This window comes from Shigella sp. FJ200513 (assembly GCF_040495915.1).
Taxonomy (GTDB): Bacteria; Pseudomonadota; Gammaproteobacteria; order Enterobacterales; family Enterobacteriaceae; genus ECMA0423.
The window spans coordinates 1-16126 of sequence record NZ_JBDYCV010000043.1; the positions used below are offsets into that span (position 1 = coordinate 1).

The 16126-nt window shown below is 51.7% G+C and carries 18 protein-coding genes; 11 read left to right on the forward strand and 7 right to left on the reverse strand.

Translation table 11 applies throughout. The features are described from left to right. Positions 1-152: 152 nt before the first annotated feature. Together waaA and coaD are read left to right on the forward strand one after the other, a co-directional pair. Positions 153-1430, forward strand: a complete 1278-nt coding sequence (gene waaA / locus ABZJ92_RS11290) for a lipid IV(A) 3-deoxy-D-manno-octulosonic acid transferase (RefSeq protein ID WP_000891565.1) — start codon at positions 153-155, stop codon at positions 1428-1430. A gap of 7 nt (positions 1431-1437) precedes the next feature. Next, the gene (gene coaD / locus ABZJ92_RS11295) at positions 1438-1917 is read left to right on the forward strand and encodes a pantetheine-phosphate adenylyltransferase (protein ID WP_001171866.1); all 480 of its coding nucleotides are present in this window, start codon (positions 1438-1440) and stop codon (positions 1915-1917) included. 38 nt (positions 1918-1955) lie between these two features. Here the strand turns inward: coaD and mutM are convergent, their stop codons facing one another. From mutM to radC, 4 genes are all read right to left on the reverse strand, one after another. Then, positions 1956-2765: a bifunctional DNA-formamidopyrimidine glycosylase/DNA-(apurinic or apyrimidinic site) lyase gene (mutM, locus tag ABZJ92_RS11300; protein WP_001114533.1), complete on the reverse strand. Its 810-nt coding sequence runs from the start codon at positions 2763-2765 to the stop codon at positions 1956-1958. A 97-nt stretch (positions 2766-2862) separates the two neighbouring features. Continuing rightward, positions 2863-3030, reverse strand: a complete 168-nt coding sequence (gene rpmG, locus ABZJ92_RS11305; protein WP_001051798.1) for a 50S ribosomal protein L33 — start codon at positions 3028-3030, stop codon at positions 2863-2865. A 20-nt stretch (positions 3031-3050) separates the two neighbouring features. After that, the gene (gene rpmB, locus ABZJ92_RS11310; RefSeq protein ID WP_000091955.1) at positions 3051-3287 is read right to left on the reverse strand and encodes a 50S ribosomal protein L28; all 237 of its coding nucleotides are present in this window, start codon (positions 3285-3287) and stop codon (positions 3051-3053) included. Positions 3288-3503: 216 nt separating this feature from the next. Further along, positions 3504-4172, reverse strand: a complete 669-nt coding sequence (gene radC / locus ABZJ92_RS11315; RefSeq protein ID WP_001297375.1) for a RadC family protein — start codon at positions 4170-4172, stop codon at positions 3504-3506. A 171-nt stretch (positions 4173-4343) separates the two neighbouring features. On the opposite strand from radC, the gene coaBC reads away from it, so the two are divergent. From coaBC to slmA, 3 genes are all read left to right on the forward strand, one after another. After that, positions 4344-5564 carry a bifunctional phosphopantothenoylcysteine decarboxylase/phosphopantothenate--cysteine ligase CoaBC gene (gene coaBC / locus ABZJ92_RS11320; protein ID WP_000050139.1) on the forward strand — a complete coding sequence of 407 codons (1221 nt, stop codon included), beginning with the start codon at positions 4344-4346 and terminating at the stop codon, positions 5562-5564. Beyond that, a complete protein-coding gene (gene dut, locus ABZJ92_RS11325) occupies positions 5542-6000 on the forward strand; it encodes a dUTP diphosphatase (protein ID WP_000976081.1) in 459 nt (152 codons plus the stop codon). The genes coaBC and dut overlap by 23 nt, the downstream gene beginning before the upstream one ends. 106 nt (positions 6001-6106) lie before the next feature. Next, positions 6107-6703 (forward strand): nucleoid occlusion factor SlmA, encoded by a 597-nt coding sequence (slmA, locus tag ABZJ92_RS11330; protein ID WP_000818601.1) that lies wholly within the window; start codon positions 6107-6109, stop codon positions 6701-6703. A 36-nt stretch (positions 6704-6739) separates the two neighbouring features. Here slmA and pyrE read toward each other — a convergent pair whose 3' ends face one another. Further along, the gene (gene pyrE, locus ABZJ92_RS11335) at positions 6740-7381 is read right to left on the reverse strand and encodes an orotate phosphoribosyltransferase (RefSeq protein ID WP_000844529.1); all 642 of its coding nucleotides are present in this window, start codon (positions 7379-7381) and stop codon (positions 6740-6742) included. Between the two features lie 65 nt (positions 7382-7446). Beyond that, a complete protein-coding gene (gene rph, locus ABZJ92_RS11340; protein ID WP_001247089.1) occupies positions 7447-8163 on the reverse strand; it encodes a ribonuclease PH in 717 nt (238 codons plus the stop codon). Between the two features lie 126 nt (positions 8164-8289). Here rph and ABZJ92_RS11345 point away from each other — a divergent pair, with 126 nt between their 5' ends. The 3 genes from ABZJ92_RS11345 to ABZJ92_RS11355 all read left to right on the forward strand — a co-directional run bounded on the left by ABZJ92_RS11345 (position 8290) and on the right by ABZJ92_RS11355 (position 11106). Beyond that, entirely contained in the window at positions 8290-9153 is an 864-nt protein-coding gene (locus ABZJ92_RS11345; protein ID WP_000621323.1) for a YicC/YloC family endoribonuclease, read from the forward strand. Between the two features lie 220 nt (positions 9154-9373). Beyond that, on the forward strand, positions 9374-10198 hold the full coding sequence (dinD, locus tag ABZJ92_RS11350) for a DNA damage-inducible protein D (protein WP_005052162.1): 825 nt from the start codon (positions 9374-9376) through the stop codon (positions 10196-10198). Between the two features lie 290 nt (positions 10199-10488). Beyond that, a complete protein-coding gene (locus ABZJ92_RS11355) occupies positions 10489-11106 on the forward strand; it encodes a trimeric intracellular cation channel family protein (RefSeq protein WP_000924289.1) in 618 nt (205 codons plus the stop codon). Here the strand turns inward: ABZJ92_RS11355 and ligB are convergent. Next, positions 11103-12785 carry an NAD-dependent DNA ligase LigB gene (gene ligB / locus ABZJ92_RS11360; RefSeq protein WP_005093444.1) on the reverse strand — a complete coding sequence of 561 codons (1683 nt, stop codon included), beginning with the start codon at positions 12783-12785 and terminating at the stop codon, positions 11103-11105. The two genes, ABZJ92_RS11355 and ligB, sit on opposite strands and share 4 nt — an antisense overlap. A gap of 257 nt (positions 12786-13042) precedes the next feature. Between ligB and gmk the strand changes: the two genes are divergently transcribed. The 3 genes from gmk to spoT are packed head-to-tail and all read left to right on the forward strand — an operon-like array spanning position 13043 to position 16123. Beyond that, complete coding sequence (gmk, locus tag ABZJ92_RS11365; protein ID WP_001295237.1) at positions 13043-13666, forward strand: guanylate kinase; 624 nt, start codon at positions 13043-13045, stop codon at positions 13664-13666. A 54-nt stretch (positions 13667-13720) separates the two neighbouring features. Next, positions 13721-13996, forward strand: coding sequence for a DNA-directed RNA polymerase subunit omega (rpoZ, locus tag ABZJ92_RS11370; RefSeq protein ID WP_000135056.1), 276 nt, complete (start codon positions 13721-13723; stop codon positions 13994-13996). Positions 13997-14014: 18 nt separating this feature from the next. Beyond that, on the forward strand, positions 14015-16123 hold the full coding sequence (gene spoT / locus ABZJ92_RS11375) for a bifunctional GTP diphosphokinase/guanosine-3',5'-bis pyrophosphate 3'-pyrophosphohydrolase (protein ID WP_000280488.1): 2109 nt from the start codon (positions 14015-14017) through the stop codon (positions 16121-16123). Positions 16124-16126 lie beyond the last annotated feature (3 nt).

Consider the following 16126-nt stretch of genomic DNA (forward strand, 5'->3'; position numbering starts at 1 on the left):
TGATGGAAATGGAAGCCACGCAAGCACCTTAAAATCACCATCATACACTAAATCAGTAAGTTGGCAGCATTACCCAAAAACGGGAAAAGTAATGGTAAAGCCACAGCTAAATACATAGAATCCCCAGCACATCCATAAGTCAGCTATTTACTATGCTCGAATTGCTTTACACCGCCCTTCTCTACCTTATTCAGCCGCTGATCTGGATACGGCTCTGGGTGCGCGGACGTAAGGCTCCGGCCTATCGAAAACGCTGGGGTGAACGTTACGGTTTTTACCGCCATCCGCTAAAACCAGGCGGCATTATGCTGCACTCCGTCTCCGTCGGTGAAACTCTGGCGGCGATCCCGTTGGTGCGCGCGCTGCGTCATCGTTATCCTGATTTACCGATTACCGTTACAACCATGACGCCAACCGGTTCGGAGCGCGTACAATCGGCTTTCGGGAAGGATGTTCAGCACGTTTATCTGCCGTATGACCTGCCCGATGCGCTCAACCGTTTCCTGAATAAAGTCGACCCCAAACTGGTGTTGATTATGGAAACCGAACTATGGCCTAACCTGATTGCGGCGCTACATAAACGTAAAATTCCGCTGGTGATCGCTAACGCGCGACTCTCTGCCCGCTCGGCCGCAGGTTATGCCAAACTGGGTAAATTCGTCCGCCGCTTGCTGCGTCGTATTACGCTGATTGCTGCGCAAAATGAAGAAGATGGTGCACGTTTTGTGGCGCTGGGCGCAAAAAATAACCAGGTAACCGTTACCGGTAGCCTGAAATTCGATATTTCTGTAACTCCGCAGTTGGCTGCTAAAGCCGTGACGCTACGCCGCCAATGGGCACCACACCGCCCGGTATGGATTGCCACCAGCACTCACGAAGGTGAAGAGAGCGTGGTCATTGCCGCACATCAGGCATTGTTACAGCAATTCCCGAATTTATTGCTCATCCTGGTACCCCGTCATCCAGAACGCTTCCCGGATGCGATTAACCTTGTCCGCCAGGCTGGACTAAGCTATATCACACGCTCTTCAGGGGAAGTCCCCTCCACCAGCACGCAGGTTGTGGTTGGCGATACGATGGGCGAGTTGATGTTACTGTACGGCATTGCCGATCTCGCCTTTGTTGGCGGTTCACTGGTTGAACGTGGTGGGCATAATCCGCTGGAAGCTGCCGCACACGCTATTCCGGTATTGATGGGGCCGCATACTTTTAACTTTAAAGACATTTGCGCGCGGCTGGAGCAGGCAAGCGGGCTTATTACCGTTACCGATGCCACTACGCTTGCAAAAGAGGTTTCCTCTTTACTCACCGACGCCGTTTACCGTAGTTTCTATGGCCGTCATGCCGTTGAAGTACTGTATCAAAACCAGGGCGCGCTACAGCGTCTGCTTCAACTGCTGGAACCTTACCTGCCACCGAAAACGCATTGAGGTTGTTATGCAAAAACGGGCGATTTATCCGGGTACTTTCGATCCCATTACCAATGGTCATATCGATATCGTGACGCGCGCCACGCAGATGTTCGATCACGTTATTCTGGCGATTGCCGCCAGCCCCAGTAAAAAACCGATGTTTACCCTGGAAGAGCGTGTGGCACTGGCACAGCAGGCAACCGCGCATCTGGGGAACGTGGAAGTGGTCGGGTTTAGTGATTTGATGGCGAACTTCGCCCGTAATCAACACGCTACGGTGCTGATTCGTGGCCTGCGTGCGGTGGCGGATTTTGAATATGAAATGCAGCTGGCGCATATGAATCGCCACTTAATGCCGGAACTGGAAAGTGTGTTTCTGATGCCGTCGAAAGAGTGGTCGTTTATCTCTTCATCGTTGGTGAAAGAGGTGGCGCGCCATCAGGGCGATGTCACCCATTTCCTGCCGGAGAATGTCCATCAGGCGCTGATGGCAAAATTAGCGTAGCGTTTATGCCGGATGGTATGCCATCCGGCTCGCATGAATTACTTCTGGCACTGCCGACAATAAAACGTTGCCCGCTGCGCATGTTTAGTCGCCACAATCGGCGTACCGCACACCCGACACGGCTCACCTTTTCGCCCGTAAACCTGCAATTCCTGCGCGAAATAGCCCGGTTTACCATCACTTTGCAGAAAATCTTTCAGCGTTGTACCACCCTGCTCAATCGAACGCAGCAACACCGCTTTAATCACCCGAGCTAACAATTCACACTCTGCCAGCGACAGTGATGACGCCAGCCGATCCGGATGGATCCCCGCCGCAAACAGTGATTCGCTGGCATAGATATTCCCTACCCCTACCACCAGCTTGTTATCCATCAGCCACGGTTTAATCGCCGTTTTTTTCTTCGCGCACTTCTGATGCAGATACTCACCATTGAAATCGTCGCTAAGCGGCTCCGGTCCAAGATGGGCCAGCACATTATGCCCTTCCAGCTCTTTGGTCCACAGCCAGGCACCAAAGCGGCGCGGATCGGTGTAGCGCAGCACTTTACCGTTGCTCATCACCAAATCCACATGGTCATGCTTTTCAGGGGGAAGTTCTTCTGGAAGGATGCGCAGGCTGCCAGACATCCCCAAATGAATGATAATCCAGCCCTCAGGCAGCTCCAGCAGCAGATATTTAGCCCGCCGCTGCACGCTAAGCACTGGTTGATCGCTTAATCGGTAGATCTCTTCTGAAACCGGCCAGCGCAAGCGTCCGTTGCGCACCACCGCATGAAGAATGGTTGCACCAACGAGATGCGGTTCTATGCCGCGACGGCTGGTTTCAACTTCGGGTAATTCAGGCATAGCATCTCCAGGAATGAACAGATGCAATCAATATGGGGGCAAGCAGATAACAAAAAACCCCGCCGGAGCGAGGTTTTTCGTTACATCAAAGCGAGAATTATTTGATTTTCGCTTCTTTGTAGATCACGTGCTGACGAACAACTGGATCGAATTTTTTCAGTTCCAGTTTTTCCGGCTTAGTACGTTTGTTCTTCGTAGTGGTATAGAAGTGACCAGTACCAGCAGAAGAAACCAGCTTGATTTTCTCACGAATACCTTTAGCCATGATTTATTTCCTCTAAGTACTTAGTACTTTTCGCCACGGGCACGCAGTTCAGCCAGAACTGTATCGATGCCTTTTTTATCGATTACACGCATACCTTTAGCAGATACGCGCAGGGTGACAAAACGCTTCTCGCTCTCAACCCAGAAACGGTGAGAGTGCAGGTTCGGCAGGAAACGGCGTTTAGTCGCGTTCAGTGCGTGGGAACGGTTGTTACCGGTCACCGGACGCTTGCCAGTAACTTGGCAGACTCGGGACATGTCTATTCTCCAAAAATCAAATTAGCTCGAGCTTCGTATGGGGTATTGGCGCCTCGTCAGGCTTTACAGCCCGGTCATCGCAGTTCTATGTGAACTCTCGATTGCCAGGCCCAAATGCCAAACCCGAGATTCTCAAAGGTGGCGTAGTATACGCTGACTCAGCGATGTGCTCAAGTCCCGAACAGACAAAGATCCCGAAGGATCGCGCATAGCGGGTTAAATCCAGCCGCGTTCGGCAAAAGAAACATACTCTCCACGCCCAATCACGATATGGTCGAGCACGCGTAAATCCATGAACTGACAACTCTTTATTATCCGTTCAGTAATGAGTTTATCCGCTTTACTGGGTTCAGCACAACCCGAAGGGTGATTATGTGCAAGGATCAGCGCCGAGGCGTTTATTTTTATCGCTTCGCGGATAATTTCCCGAGGATGGACTTCAACATGGTTTAGCGTGCCGGAAAAAAGACGGCTATGCGTTATAACCCGGTGTTGTGAGTCGAGAAAGATCACCATAAAGATCTCCCGCTCCTCACCCGTGAGCTGGCTTTGTAAAAATTCCCGCGTCATCTCCGGGCTGAGTAAAGGGCTTTCTTCACGCATCCGCACGTTGTAGTAACGTCGCGCCAGTTCAGCAATCCCCTTTAACTGGGCAAATTTCGCTACGCCAATTCCATGAACACCACTAAATTGTTCATATTCAGAGGTTAACAAGCCATAAAGAGAGCCGAAATTCTCCAGCATCTCTTTTGCCAGGGTTAATACATCTTTACCGCGCGTTCCGGTACGCAGAAATAGCGCCAGCAGCTCGACATCCGTTAAGGCGCTAATACCAAACTTCAGCATTTTTTCGCGCGGCATCAACAGCTGTGCATTGTTTTTCACCTTCACCTCCTTTGTGGTGCTCGCATCCTGTCATAGCCGTTCCGTTAAATCGACGGCCAGTTTTCAATCCTGGAAAGAGCCTCGCAAAGTGAATCTCAGGTGAAGGCACGACAACAAAAGTATTGTGATAAAATCGCCAACTTCTGGTGTCACCCAACAGGAAAAATCATCATGAGCCTGGCCGGTAAAAAAATCGTTCTCGGCGTTAGCGGCGGTATTGCTGCCTATAAAACCCCTGAACTGGTGCGTCGTTTGCGCGATCGCGGGGCCGACGTCCGCGTAGCCATGACCGAAGCGGCAAAAGCCTTTATCACCCCACTTAGCTTGCAGGCGGTTTCTGGTTATCCCGTTTCCGACAGTCTGCTTGACCCGGCAGCCGAAGCCGCTATGGGCCATATTGAGCTGGGTAAATGGGCTGATTTAGTGATTCTCGCCCCTGCCACGGCAGATTTGATTGCCCGTGTTGCTGCCGGAATGGCGAATGACCTGGTATCGACGATTTGTCTGGCTACACCTGCGCCTGTAGCCGTGCTCCCCGCCATGAACCAGCAGATGTACCGTGCCGCTGCCACGCAGCATAATTTAGAGGTGCTTGCTTCCCGTGGTTTGCTCATCTGGGGGCCAGACAGTGGCAGTCAGGCTTGTGGTGATATCGGTCCTGGACGAATGCTCGATCCGTTAACCATTGTGGATATGGCGGTGGCGCATTTTTCGCCCGTCAACGACCTGAAACATCTGAACATTATGATTACCGCCGGTCCGACGCGTGAACCGCTCGATCCGGTGCGTTATATCTCTAATCACAGCTCCGGCAAGATGGGTTTTGCTATCGCCGCCGCTGCTGCCCGTCGTGGCGCGAACGTCACGCTGGTATCAGGTCCAGTTTCACTACCGACGCCACCGTTTGTTAAACGTGTTGATGTGATGACCGCGCTGGAAATGGAAGCCGCCGTGAATGCTTCTGTACAGCAGCAAAATATTTTTATCGGTTGCGCCGCCGTGGCGGATTATCGCGCAGCTACCGTGGCCCCAGAAAAAATCAAAAAGCAGGCCACGCAGGGTGATGAATTAACAATAAAAATGGTTAAAAACCCCGATATCGTCGCAGGCGTTGCCGCACTAAAAGACCATCGACCCTACGTCGTTGGATTTGCCGCCGAAACAAATAATGTGGAAGAATACGCCCGGCAAAAACGTATCCGTAAAAACCTTGATCTGATCTGCGCGAACGATGTTTCCCAGCCAACTCAAGGATTTAACAGCGACAACAACGCATTACACCTTTTCTGGCAGGACGGAGATAAAGTCTTACCGCTTGAGCGCAAAGAGCTCCTTGGCCAATTATTACTCGACGAGATCGTGACCCGTTATGATGAAAAAAATCGACGTTAAGATTCTGGACCCGCGCGTTAGGAAGGAATTTCCGCTCCCGACTTATGCCACCTCTGGCTCTGCCGGACTTGACCTGCGTGCCTGTCTCGACGACGCCGTAGAACTGGCTCCGGGTGACACTACGCTGGTTCCGACCGGGCTGGCGATTCATATTGCCGATCCTTCACTGGCGGCAATGATGCTGCCGCGCTCCGGATTGGGACATAAGCACGGTATCGTGCTTGGTAACCTGGTAGGATTGATCGATTCCGACTATCAGGGCCAGTTGATGATTTCCGTGTGGAACCGTGGTCAGGACAGCTTCACCATTCAACCTGGCGAACGCATCGCCCAGATGATTTTTGTTCCGGTAGTACAGGCTGAATTTAATCTGGTGGAAGATTTCGACGCCACCGACCGCGGTGAAGGCGGCTTTGGTCACTCTGGTCGTCAGTAACACATACGCATCCGAATAACGTCATAACATAGCCGCAAACATTTCGTTTGCGGTCATAGCGTGGGTGCCGCCTGGCAAGTGCTTATTTTCAGGGGTATTTTGTAACATGGCAGAAAAACAAACTGCGAAAAGGAACCGTCGCGAGGAAATACTTCAGTCTCTGGCGCTGATGCTGGAATCCAGCGATGGAAGCCAACGTATCACGACGGCAAAACTGGCCGCCTCTGTCGGCGTTTCCGAAGCGGCACTGTATCGCCACTTCCCCAGTAAGACCCGCATGTTCGATAGCCTGATTGAGTTTATCGAAGATAGCCTGATTACTCGCATCAACCTGATTCTGAAAGATGAGAAAGACACCACAGCGCGCCTGCGTCTGATTGTGTTGCTGCTTCTCGGTTTTGGTGAGCGTAATCCTGGCCTGACCCGCATCCTCACTGGTCATGCGCTAATGTTTGAACAGGATCGCCTGCAAGGGCGCATCAACCAGCTGTTCGAGCGTATTGAAGCGCAGCTGCGCCAGGTATTGCGTGAAAAGAGAATGCGTGAGGGTGAAGGTTACACCACCGATGAAACCCTGCTGGCAAGCCAGATCCTGGCCTTCTGTGAAGGTATGCTGTCACGTTTTGTCCGCAGCGAATTTAAATACCGCCCGACGGATGATTTTGACGCCCGCTGGCCGCTAATTGCCGCGCAGTTGCAGTAATATGACGCCGGATGACTTTTCATCCGGCGAGTTTCTTTAAACGCCAAACTCTTCGCGATAGGCCTTAACCGCCGCCAGATGTTCCGCCATTTCCGGCTTCTCTTCCAGATAGGCAATCAGATCTTTCAGGGTGATGATAGAGATCACTTTGCAGTTGTAATCACGCTCAACTTCCTGAATCGCCGAAATCTCGCCGCGCCCGCGTTCCTGACGATCGAGCGAAATCAACACGCCAGCAAGCGTCGCGCCATTGGCCTGAATAATCTCCATCGACTCGCGAATCGCCGTTCCGGCGGTGATCACATCATCTACCAGCATTACGCGTCCTTGTAACGCGCTACCAACCAGATTGCCGCCTTCACCGTGGTCTTTTGCTTCTTTGCGGTTAAAGCAGTACGGCAGGTCCAGGTCGTGATGCTCCGCCAGTGCCACAGCGGTTGTGGTGGCAATCGGGATCCCTTTGTAAGCAGGGCCAAACAGCAGATCGAACTCAATGCCGGAATCCACCAACGCTTCAGCGTAAAAACGGCCTAACAGTGCCAGATCGCGCCCGGTATTAAACAGCCCGGCGTTGAAGAAATAGGGGCTTTTGCGCCCGGATTTCAGCGTAAACTCGCCAAACTTTAACACCTGCTTGCTAAGCGCAAATTCAATAAACTGGCGCTGATATGATTTCATGCCTTCGCTCCTCATCTTACTTTTCTACAGACAAAAAAAAGGCGACTCATCAGTCGCCTTAAAAATCAGTTTGCCAGCGCCGCCTTCTGCGTCGCTACAATGGATTCGATTCCCCCTCGGGCCAGCGCCAACAAGGTGAGTAGCTCTTCATGGGTGAACGGCTCGCCTTCTGCCGTCCCCTGCACTTCAATGATGCGCCCGTCTTCGGTCATCACTACGTTCATGTCGGTCTCTGCGGCTGAGTCTTCAACGTATTCCAGATCGCAAATTGCTTCACCGTTTACAATACCGACAGAAACTGCGGCTACCATCCCTTTCATCGGGTTGGTTTTCAGCTTGCCGTTTTCCACCAGCTTCTGTAGCGCATCTGCCAGCGCCACGCAGGCACCCGTAATCGACGCGGTACGAGTGCCACCATCAGCCTGAAGCACGTCGCAGTCCAGCGTAATGGTGAACTCACCCAGCGCTTTCAAATCTACTGCCGCGCGAAGAGCACGGGCGATCAGACGCTGGATTTCCATTGTGCGTCCACCCTGCTTACCTTTCGCCGCTTCACGAGCGTTACGGGTGTGGGTAGAACGTGGCAGCATGCCGTACTCTGCGGTGATCCAGCCCTGGCCCTGACCTTTCAGGAAGCGCGGCACGCCTTCTTCAATAGAGGCGGTACACAATACTTTGGTATCGCCAAATTCGACCAGCACCGAGCCTTCTGCATGTTTTGTATAGTTACGAGTCAGGGTAACGGGACGCACCTGATTATTGCTACGGCCTGCTGGACGCATATTGAAATCTCCGGCTTGAAACAAATGTGGCTGCGCATTATACGGACTTCCGGCGGTTATTCCTATCCTGACAAGGCATCGATGGCTATAATCCTTCCACCTCTCCTTTTATAAACAGGAACGTCTATGATCCGCAGTATGACCGCCTACGCCCGGCGTGAAATCAAGGGTGAATGGGGGAGCGCAACCTGGGAAATGCGCTCGGTAAACCAGCGTTATCTGGAAACTTACTTTCGTCTGCCGGAGCAGTTCCGTAGCCTTGAACCTGTCGTTCGCGAGCGTATTCGTTCTCGCCTGACGCGCGGTAAAGTGGAATGTACCCTGCGCTATGAGCCAGATGTTAGCGCACAAGGTGAGCTGATCCTCAATGAAAAACTGGCTAAACAGCTGGTAACTGCCGCGAACTGGGTAAAAATGAAGAGTGACGAAGGGGAAATCAACCCGGTTGATATTCTACGCTGGCCGGGCGTGATGGCAGCCCAGGAGCAGGATCTCGACGCGATTGCCGCTGAAATTCTCGCGGCGTTGGATGGTACGCTGGACGACTTTATCGTCGCGCGCGAAACCGAAGGTCAGGCACTGAAAGCATTGATCGAGCAGCGTCTGGAAGGCGTCACCGCCGAAGTGGTCAAAGTCCGCGCCCATATGCCGGAAATTCTGCAATGGCAGCGTGAGCGTCTGGTCGCGAAGCTGGAAGATGCTCAGGTTCAGTTGGAAAACAACCGTCTGGAGCAGGAGTTGGTTCTGCTGGCACAACGAATTGACGTTGCCGAAGAGCTGGACCGCCTCGAAGCGCATGTTAAAGAGACGTACAACATTCTGAAGAAAAAAGAAGCGGTTGGTCGTCGTCTGGACTTTATGATGCAGGAGTTCAACCGTGAGTCGAACACTCTTGCGTCGAAATCTATCAATGCCGAAGTGACAAACTCCGCCATCGAGCTGAAAGTGTTGATTGAGCAGATGCGCGAGCAGATTCAGAATATTGAGTAACTCGTAACACCAATTCTGACTTTTCAGCCTTCACAAATGCCGCCCACTCAAACAGAGCGGCATTTTTCTTCCCCGCAACTTCAATTCTGTTTTGCGTGCCTGCTCCAGATTTTGCGATGTTTTTTTGCCCAGCACACTGAGAACGTGAGATACTCACAACTGTATATAAATACAGTTACAGATTTACTTTCTTTGCAATCGATATCACATGGAGTGGGCAATGAACGAACATCATCAACCTTTTGAAGAGATAAAACTGATTAATGCAAACGGAGCAGAACAATGGTCAGCAAGACAACTTGGGAAACTACTGGGTTATTCAGAGTATCGTCACTTTATACCTGTATTAACGCGCGCCAAAGAGGCCTGTGAGAACAGTGGTCACACAATTGATGACCATTTCGAGGAGATCCTCGATATGGTCAAAATTGGCTCAAATGCCAAAAGAGCATTAAAAGACATCGTACTCTCCCGCTATGCCTGTTACCTGGTAGTACAAAACGGCGACCCCGCGAAACCGGTCATTGCGGCAGGGCAGACTTATTTTACTATCCAGACCCGACGGCAGGAGCTTGCTGACGATGAAGCATTTAAGCAACTTCGTGAAGACGAAAAGCGTCTGTTTCTGAGAAATGAGTTGAAAGAACATAACAAACAATTGGTTGAGGCAGCACAGCAAGCTGGGGTAGCGACAGCTACTGATTTCGCCATATTTCAGAATCATGGTTACCAGGGGCTGTATGGTGGATTAGATCAGAAAGCCATCCACCAACTGAAGGGGCTGAAAAAGAGTCAGAAGATCCTGGATCATATGGGTTCAACAGAACTGGCGGCTAATCTCTTTCGAGCTACCCAAACAGAAGAAAAACTCAAGCGGGATAGCGTGAATTCAAAACAGCAAGCTAATACCACACACTTTGACGTGGGTAGCAAGGTGAGGCAAACCATTCAGGAACTTGGCGGAACCATACCTGAGGAGTTGCCGACCCCGCAGGTCAGCATCAAGCAGTTGGAAAACAGTGTAAAAATTACAGAGAAGAAATAGCAGAAACGAAAAACTCTTTTTGTTGATTGAGACACCCGATGCGTAAGCCAAGGTCCAGGTGCAGTGAACACAATGGCTAAACATTGCACCTTTCTTTTCCCCCCTCAGTTTTAACCTATTTTTTCTTATGCATTTTCTCAGACAAGAAGTCAGAAGAATGCATCTACGCTACAGAAAATAGCGATTTCACATAACTAAAAGTTATCAATTTCCTCTCACCTTAAAAAATATCAATCGTGACAATGCGCACAAATCGCTACCCTGCCAGACAGATTTTTAGGGAGAGAACCATGCTGTTACACATTTTGTATTTGGTTGGCATTACTGCCGAAGCCATGACGGGGGCGCTGGCGGCCGGGCGACGGCGCATGGATACATTTGGCGTAATTATTATTGCAACCGCCACCGCAATTGGCGGAGGGTCAGTGCGCGATATTCTGCTGGGCCACTATCCGCTCGGCTGGGTCAAACACCCGGAATATGTGATTATCGTCGCTACCGCCGCAGTACTCACCACTATCGTTGCTCCTGTAATGCCTTACCTGCGCAAAGTGTTTCTGGTGCTCGATGCGCTCGGACTGGTGGTCTTTTCTATCATCGGCGCACAGGTTGCACTGGATATGGGGCACGGCCCAATTATTGCCGTTGTCGCGGCGGTAACCACCGGTGTATTTGGCGGCGTTTTGCGCGATATGTTCTGTAAACGCATTCCGCTGGTCTTTCAAAAAGAGTTGTATGCCGGTGTCTCATTTGCCTCCGCCGTGCTGTACATCGCGCTGCAACACTATGTTTCTAACCATGATGTGGTGATTATCTCCACCCTGGTATTCGGCTTTTTTGCTCGTTTACTGGCGCTACGTCTTAAGCTGGGATTACCGGTCTTTTACTACAGCCACGAAGGTCACTAAGGTTCAAAACCTGTGATCTGCTGGGCAGCCAGCCAACTGCCCAGCTTCTTGATTTGCGCATTTTCCTTCCATTCAATAACCTGTCTGGCGCGCCCAGATCCAGTCCCCGGCAGCTGCTGCCAGAACTGCTCCGTGCTAAATAAAAGTTGCGACCAGGACCGTTCATCACTGGCATTAAGCGCCGCCCGGGTTAGCGGTATTCCCATTGCCATCACCCAGCGAGTAAAAGGCTGGTTACGAGCCAGATTAAACTGATGCCATAACTGCGCACTTTTACTTTTCGCGATCCCCGGCGTGTTCTGTAATTGCTCTGGCGTTAATAAAAGCCAGGAAAAGATATGCTCAAAGCGATGAGTCTGATGCAGCGCGCGCCAACCGGCCTCACCAATGCCATCCAGCCCCAGAACCTGTTTTGACCCCAGCCAGACTAAGCGTGAAATGAACTGTTCCTGACAAACATCAGAAGCAAAGTAGCAGGTCAACGGGTTAAAGCGGTTTTCTGGTGGTGTCGGTTTTGTACGTTCTGCACCGCGCCAGACCACATCATCAATGCGAGGAATACCCTGACCGGCAAGGCTGACGAGGATCTGATCACCAGGCGCAATATCCCACTCCTGCCAGCGCCTGACGGAACCAATATTCACCCGCTGGACTTTTTTATCATCCAGCATGACAGGTGCGAGTGACGCAACCACCGATATTTTACCGCTCTTACCCACCGCAAACTGAATCGCCTTCACTTCGGCAACCTGAGCTACAGGTTGATATTTCCAGGCCACCAGCCACTCCGCCTGGCCCGGTAGCCAATGACGGGATTCGGGTTCCTTAGCCCCTCGCACAACCACGCCATCGGTGACGAAGGGTAATTTCGCTTTCCACCACTCATTGCGTACGCGCGCAACCTCATCAGCATTTTTAACCGCACGGGTATACCTCTGCGTTAGAGTAAAACCTGCGGTAGCCAGCTCCTTTAAACGATCGGTCATTAACTGCGGTCCATCCGGCCATGCCCAGACAAAAACAGCCAGTGAGTTTAGCGTGTCGCTATTCCCCTGGCGCATCATCAGGCCAGCAACTTTTGCGCGGGCATTTATTCCCCCCATTTGTTGTTGGATATGCCCCTCGCGCTGGAGAAATATTTCCCCCTGAAGCGTACTGTTGGCTAAAGGCCCGCTAACGGTTTGCAGCACAGCGGAAATTAAGCTAACTTTCTGCGTCCAGTCCTCGCCTTTCAGGCCATTACCGCGACTGATTGCTTTGTTCAGTTTCCCGTCCCGATAAACCAGGGTTACCGCAACGCCATCAACTTTTGGCTGCACCCAAAGATCGCTACGTTCTCGCATCCACAGACTTAATGCGTTTTTATCCGCCATTTTGCGTACACCCGTATGGGCAACCGGATGCATAACCGCACCATTTAAAGGCGGCATCATCACGTCGCGGGGCTCGCTCACAAAGCAGCGTTGCCACTGCGTAAGACGGGCGCTTAACTGATCGTAAACACCGTCTTCCACCTCACTTTTTCCTTCCTTCCAGTAGTCATCGTCCCACTGTTTTATTTGCTGTTGCAGGCGGGAAATTTCTTCCTGTGCTCTGGCTGGCGACCAGGCCGGACAGACCGCCCACACAGATGATTGCCAGCACAAGATACTTATTAATATCGCCATCCATACTTTCATCTTCACCTCCGCTGTAGTCAGGCTGGCAGATATACAACGTGGTGAAGGCAAAGCCGAGTGGCAAAAACGGAGTCTGCGAGGACGCTTCCTGAGAATCGTCTTTATTGCAGTAAATCACAGGCAAATGCGGAAACAGCTACGCAAAACGCAACAACTTTGCGCAAAAAGTGTGAGCAAGGGCTACGTCACATGGCCGCGCCGTGTATAATAAGCTCGTATGTAGGCTTTATTTCGCTAATCACATACGAAAGATACTCATGGCTCAAGGCACGCTTTATATTGTTTCTGCCCCCAGTGGCGCGGGTAAATCCAGCCTGATTCAGGCTTTATTAAAAACCCAACCGTTGTATGACACCCAGGTTTCTGTTTCACACACCACACGCCAACCGCGTCCTGGTGAAGTCCACGGTGAACATTATTTCTTTGTTAATCATGATGAATTTAAAGAAATGATTAGCAGAGATGCGTTCCTCGAACACGCAGAAGTTTTTGGTAATTACTATGGCACTTCGCGTGAGGCCATTGAGCAAGTACTGGCGACCGGTGTCGATGTTTTTCTCGATATCGACTGGCAGGGCGCGCAGCAAATTCGCCAGAAGATGCCGCACGCGCGGAGTATCTTTATTTTACCGCCGTCCAAAATTGAACTGGACCGCCGTCTACGCGGTCGCGGTCAGGACAGCGAAGAGGTCATTGCAAAGCGTATGGCGCAAGCTGTTGCAGAAATGAGCCATTACGCCGAATATGATTATCTGATTGTGAATGATGACTTCGATACCGCGTTGACCGATTTGAAGACCATTATTCGCGCCGAACGTCTGCGCATGAGCCGCCAAAAGCAGCGTCATGACGCTTTAATCAGCAAATTGTTGGCAGACTGAACCTGATTTCAGTATCATGCCCAGTCATTTCTTCACCTGTGGAGCTTTTTAAGTATGGCACGCGTAACTGTTCAGGACGCTGTAGAGAAAATTGGTAACCGTTTTGACCTGGTACTGGTCGCCGCGCGTCGCGCTCGTCAGATGCAGGTAGGCGGAAAGGATCCGCTGGTACCGGAAGAAAACGATAAAACCACTGTAATCGCGCTGCGCGAAATCGAAGAAGGTCTGATCAACAACCAGATCCTCGACGTTCGCGAACGCCAGGAACAGCAAGAGCTGGAAGCCGCTGAATTACAAGCCGTTACCGCTATTGCTGAAGGTCGTCGTTAATCACAAAGCGGGTCGCCCTTGTATCTGTTTGAAAGCCTGAATCAACTGATTCAAACCTACCTGCCGGAAGACCAAATCAAGCGTCTGCGGCAGGCGTATCTCGTTGCACGTGATGCTCACGAGGGGCAAACACGTTCAAGCGGTGAACCCTATATCACGCACCCGGTAGCGGTTGCCTGCATTCTGGCCGAGATGAAACTCGACTATGAAACGCTGATGGCGGCGCTGCTGCATGACGTGATTGAAGATACTCCCGCCACCTACCAGGATATGGAACAGCTTTTTGGTAAAAGCGTCGCCGAGCTGGTAGAGGGGGTGTCGAAACTTGATAAACTCAAGTTCCGCGATAAGAAAGAGGCGCAGGCCGAAAACTTTCGCAAGATGATTATGGCGATGGTGCAGGATATCCGCGTCATCCTCATCAAACTTGCCGACCGTACCCACAACATGCGCACGCTGGGCTCACTTCGCCCGGACAAACGTCGCCGCATCGCCCGTGAAACTCTCGAAATTTACAGCCCGCTGGCGCACCGTTTAGGTATCCACCACATTAAAACCGAACTCGAAGAGCTGGGTTTTGAGGCGCTGTATCCCAACCGTTATCGCGTAATCAAAGAAGTGGTGAAAGCCGCGCGCGGCAACCGTAAAGAGATGATCCAAAAAATCCTCTCGGAAATCGAAGGGCGTTTGCAGGAAGCGGGAATTCCCTGCCGCGTCAGTGGTCGCGAGAAGCATCTTTATTCGATTTACTGCAAAATGGTGCTCAAAGAGCAGCGTTTTCACTCAATCATGGACATCTACGCTTTCCGCGTGATCGTCAATGATTCCGACACCTGTTATCGCGTGCTCGGGCAAATGCATAGCCTGTACAAGCCGCGTCCGGGTCGCGTGAAAGACTACATCGCCATTCCAAAAGCGAACGGCTATCAGTCTTTGCACACCTCGATGATCGGCCCGCACGGTGTGCCGGTTGAGGTCCAGATCCGTACCGAAGATATGGATCAGATGGCGGAGATGGGTGTTGCCGCGCACTGGGCTTATAAAGAGCACGGCGAAACCAGCACCACCGCGCAAATCCGCGCCCAGCGCTGGATGCAAAGCCTGCTGGAGCTGCAACAGAGCGCCGGTAGTTCGTTTGAATTTATCGAGAGCGTTAAATCCGATCTCTTCCCGGATGAGATTTACGTTTTCACACCGGAAGGGCGAATTGTCGAGCTGCCTGCCGGTGCAACGCCCGTCGACTTCGCTTATGCAGTGCATACCGATATCGGTCATGCCTGCGTGGGCGCACGCGTTGACCGCCAGCCTTACCCGCTGTCGCAGCCGCTTACCAGCGGTCAAACCGTTGAAATCATTACCGCACCGGGCGCTCGCCCGAATGCCGCGTGGCTGAACTTTGTCGTTAGCTCAAAAGCGCGCGCCAAAATTCGTCAGTTGCTGAAAAACCTCAAGCGTGATGATTCTGTAAGCCTGGGCCGTCGTCTGCTCAACCATGCTTTGGGTGGTAGCCGTAAGCTGAATGAAATCCCGCAGGAAAATATTCAGCGCGAGCTGGATCGCATGAAGCTGGCAACGCTTGACGATCTGCTGGCAGAAATCGGACTTGGTAACGCAATGAGCGTGGTGGTCGCGAAAAATCTGCAACATGGGGACGCCTCCATTCCACCGGCAACCCAAAGCCACGGACATCTGCCCATTAAAGGTGCCGATGGCGTACTGATCACCTTTGCGAAATGCTGCCGCCCTATTCCTGGCGACCCGATTATCGCCCACGTCAGCCCCGGTAAAGGTCTGGTGATCCACCATGAATCCTGCCGTAATATCCGTGGCTACCAGAAAGAGCCAGAGAAGTTTATGGCTGTGGAATGGGATAAAGAGACGGCGCAGGAGTTCATCACCGAAATCAAGGTGGAGATGTTCAATCATCAGGGCGCGCTGGCAAACCTGACGGCGGCAATTAACACCACGACTTCGAATATTCAAAGTTTGAATACGGAAGAGAAAGATGGTCGCGTCTACAGCGCCTTTATTCGTCTGACCGCTCGTGACCGTGTGCATCTGGCGAATATCATGCGCAAAATCCGCGTGATGCCAGACGTGATTAAAGTCACCCGAAACCGAAATTAATGT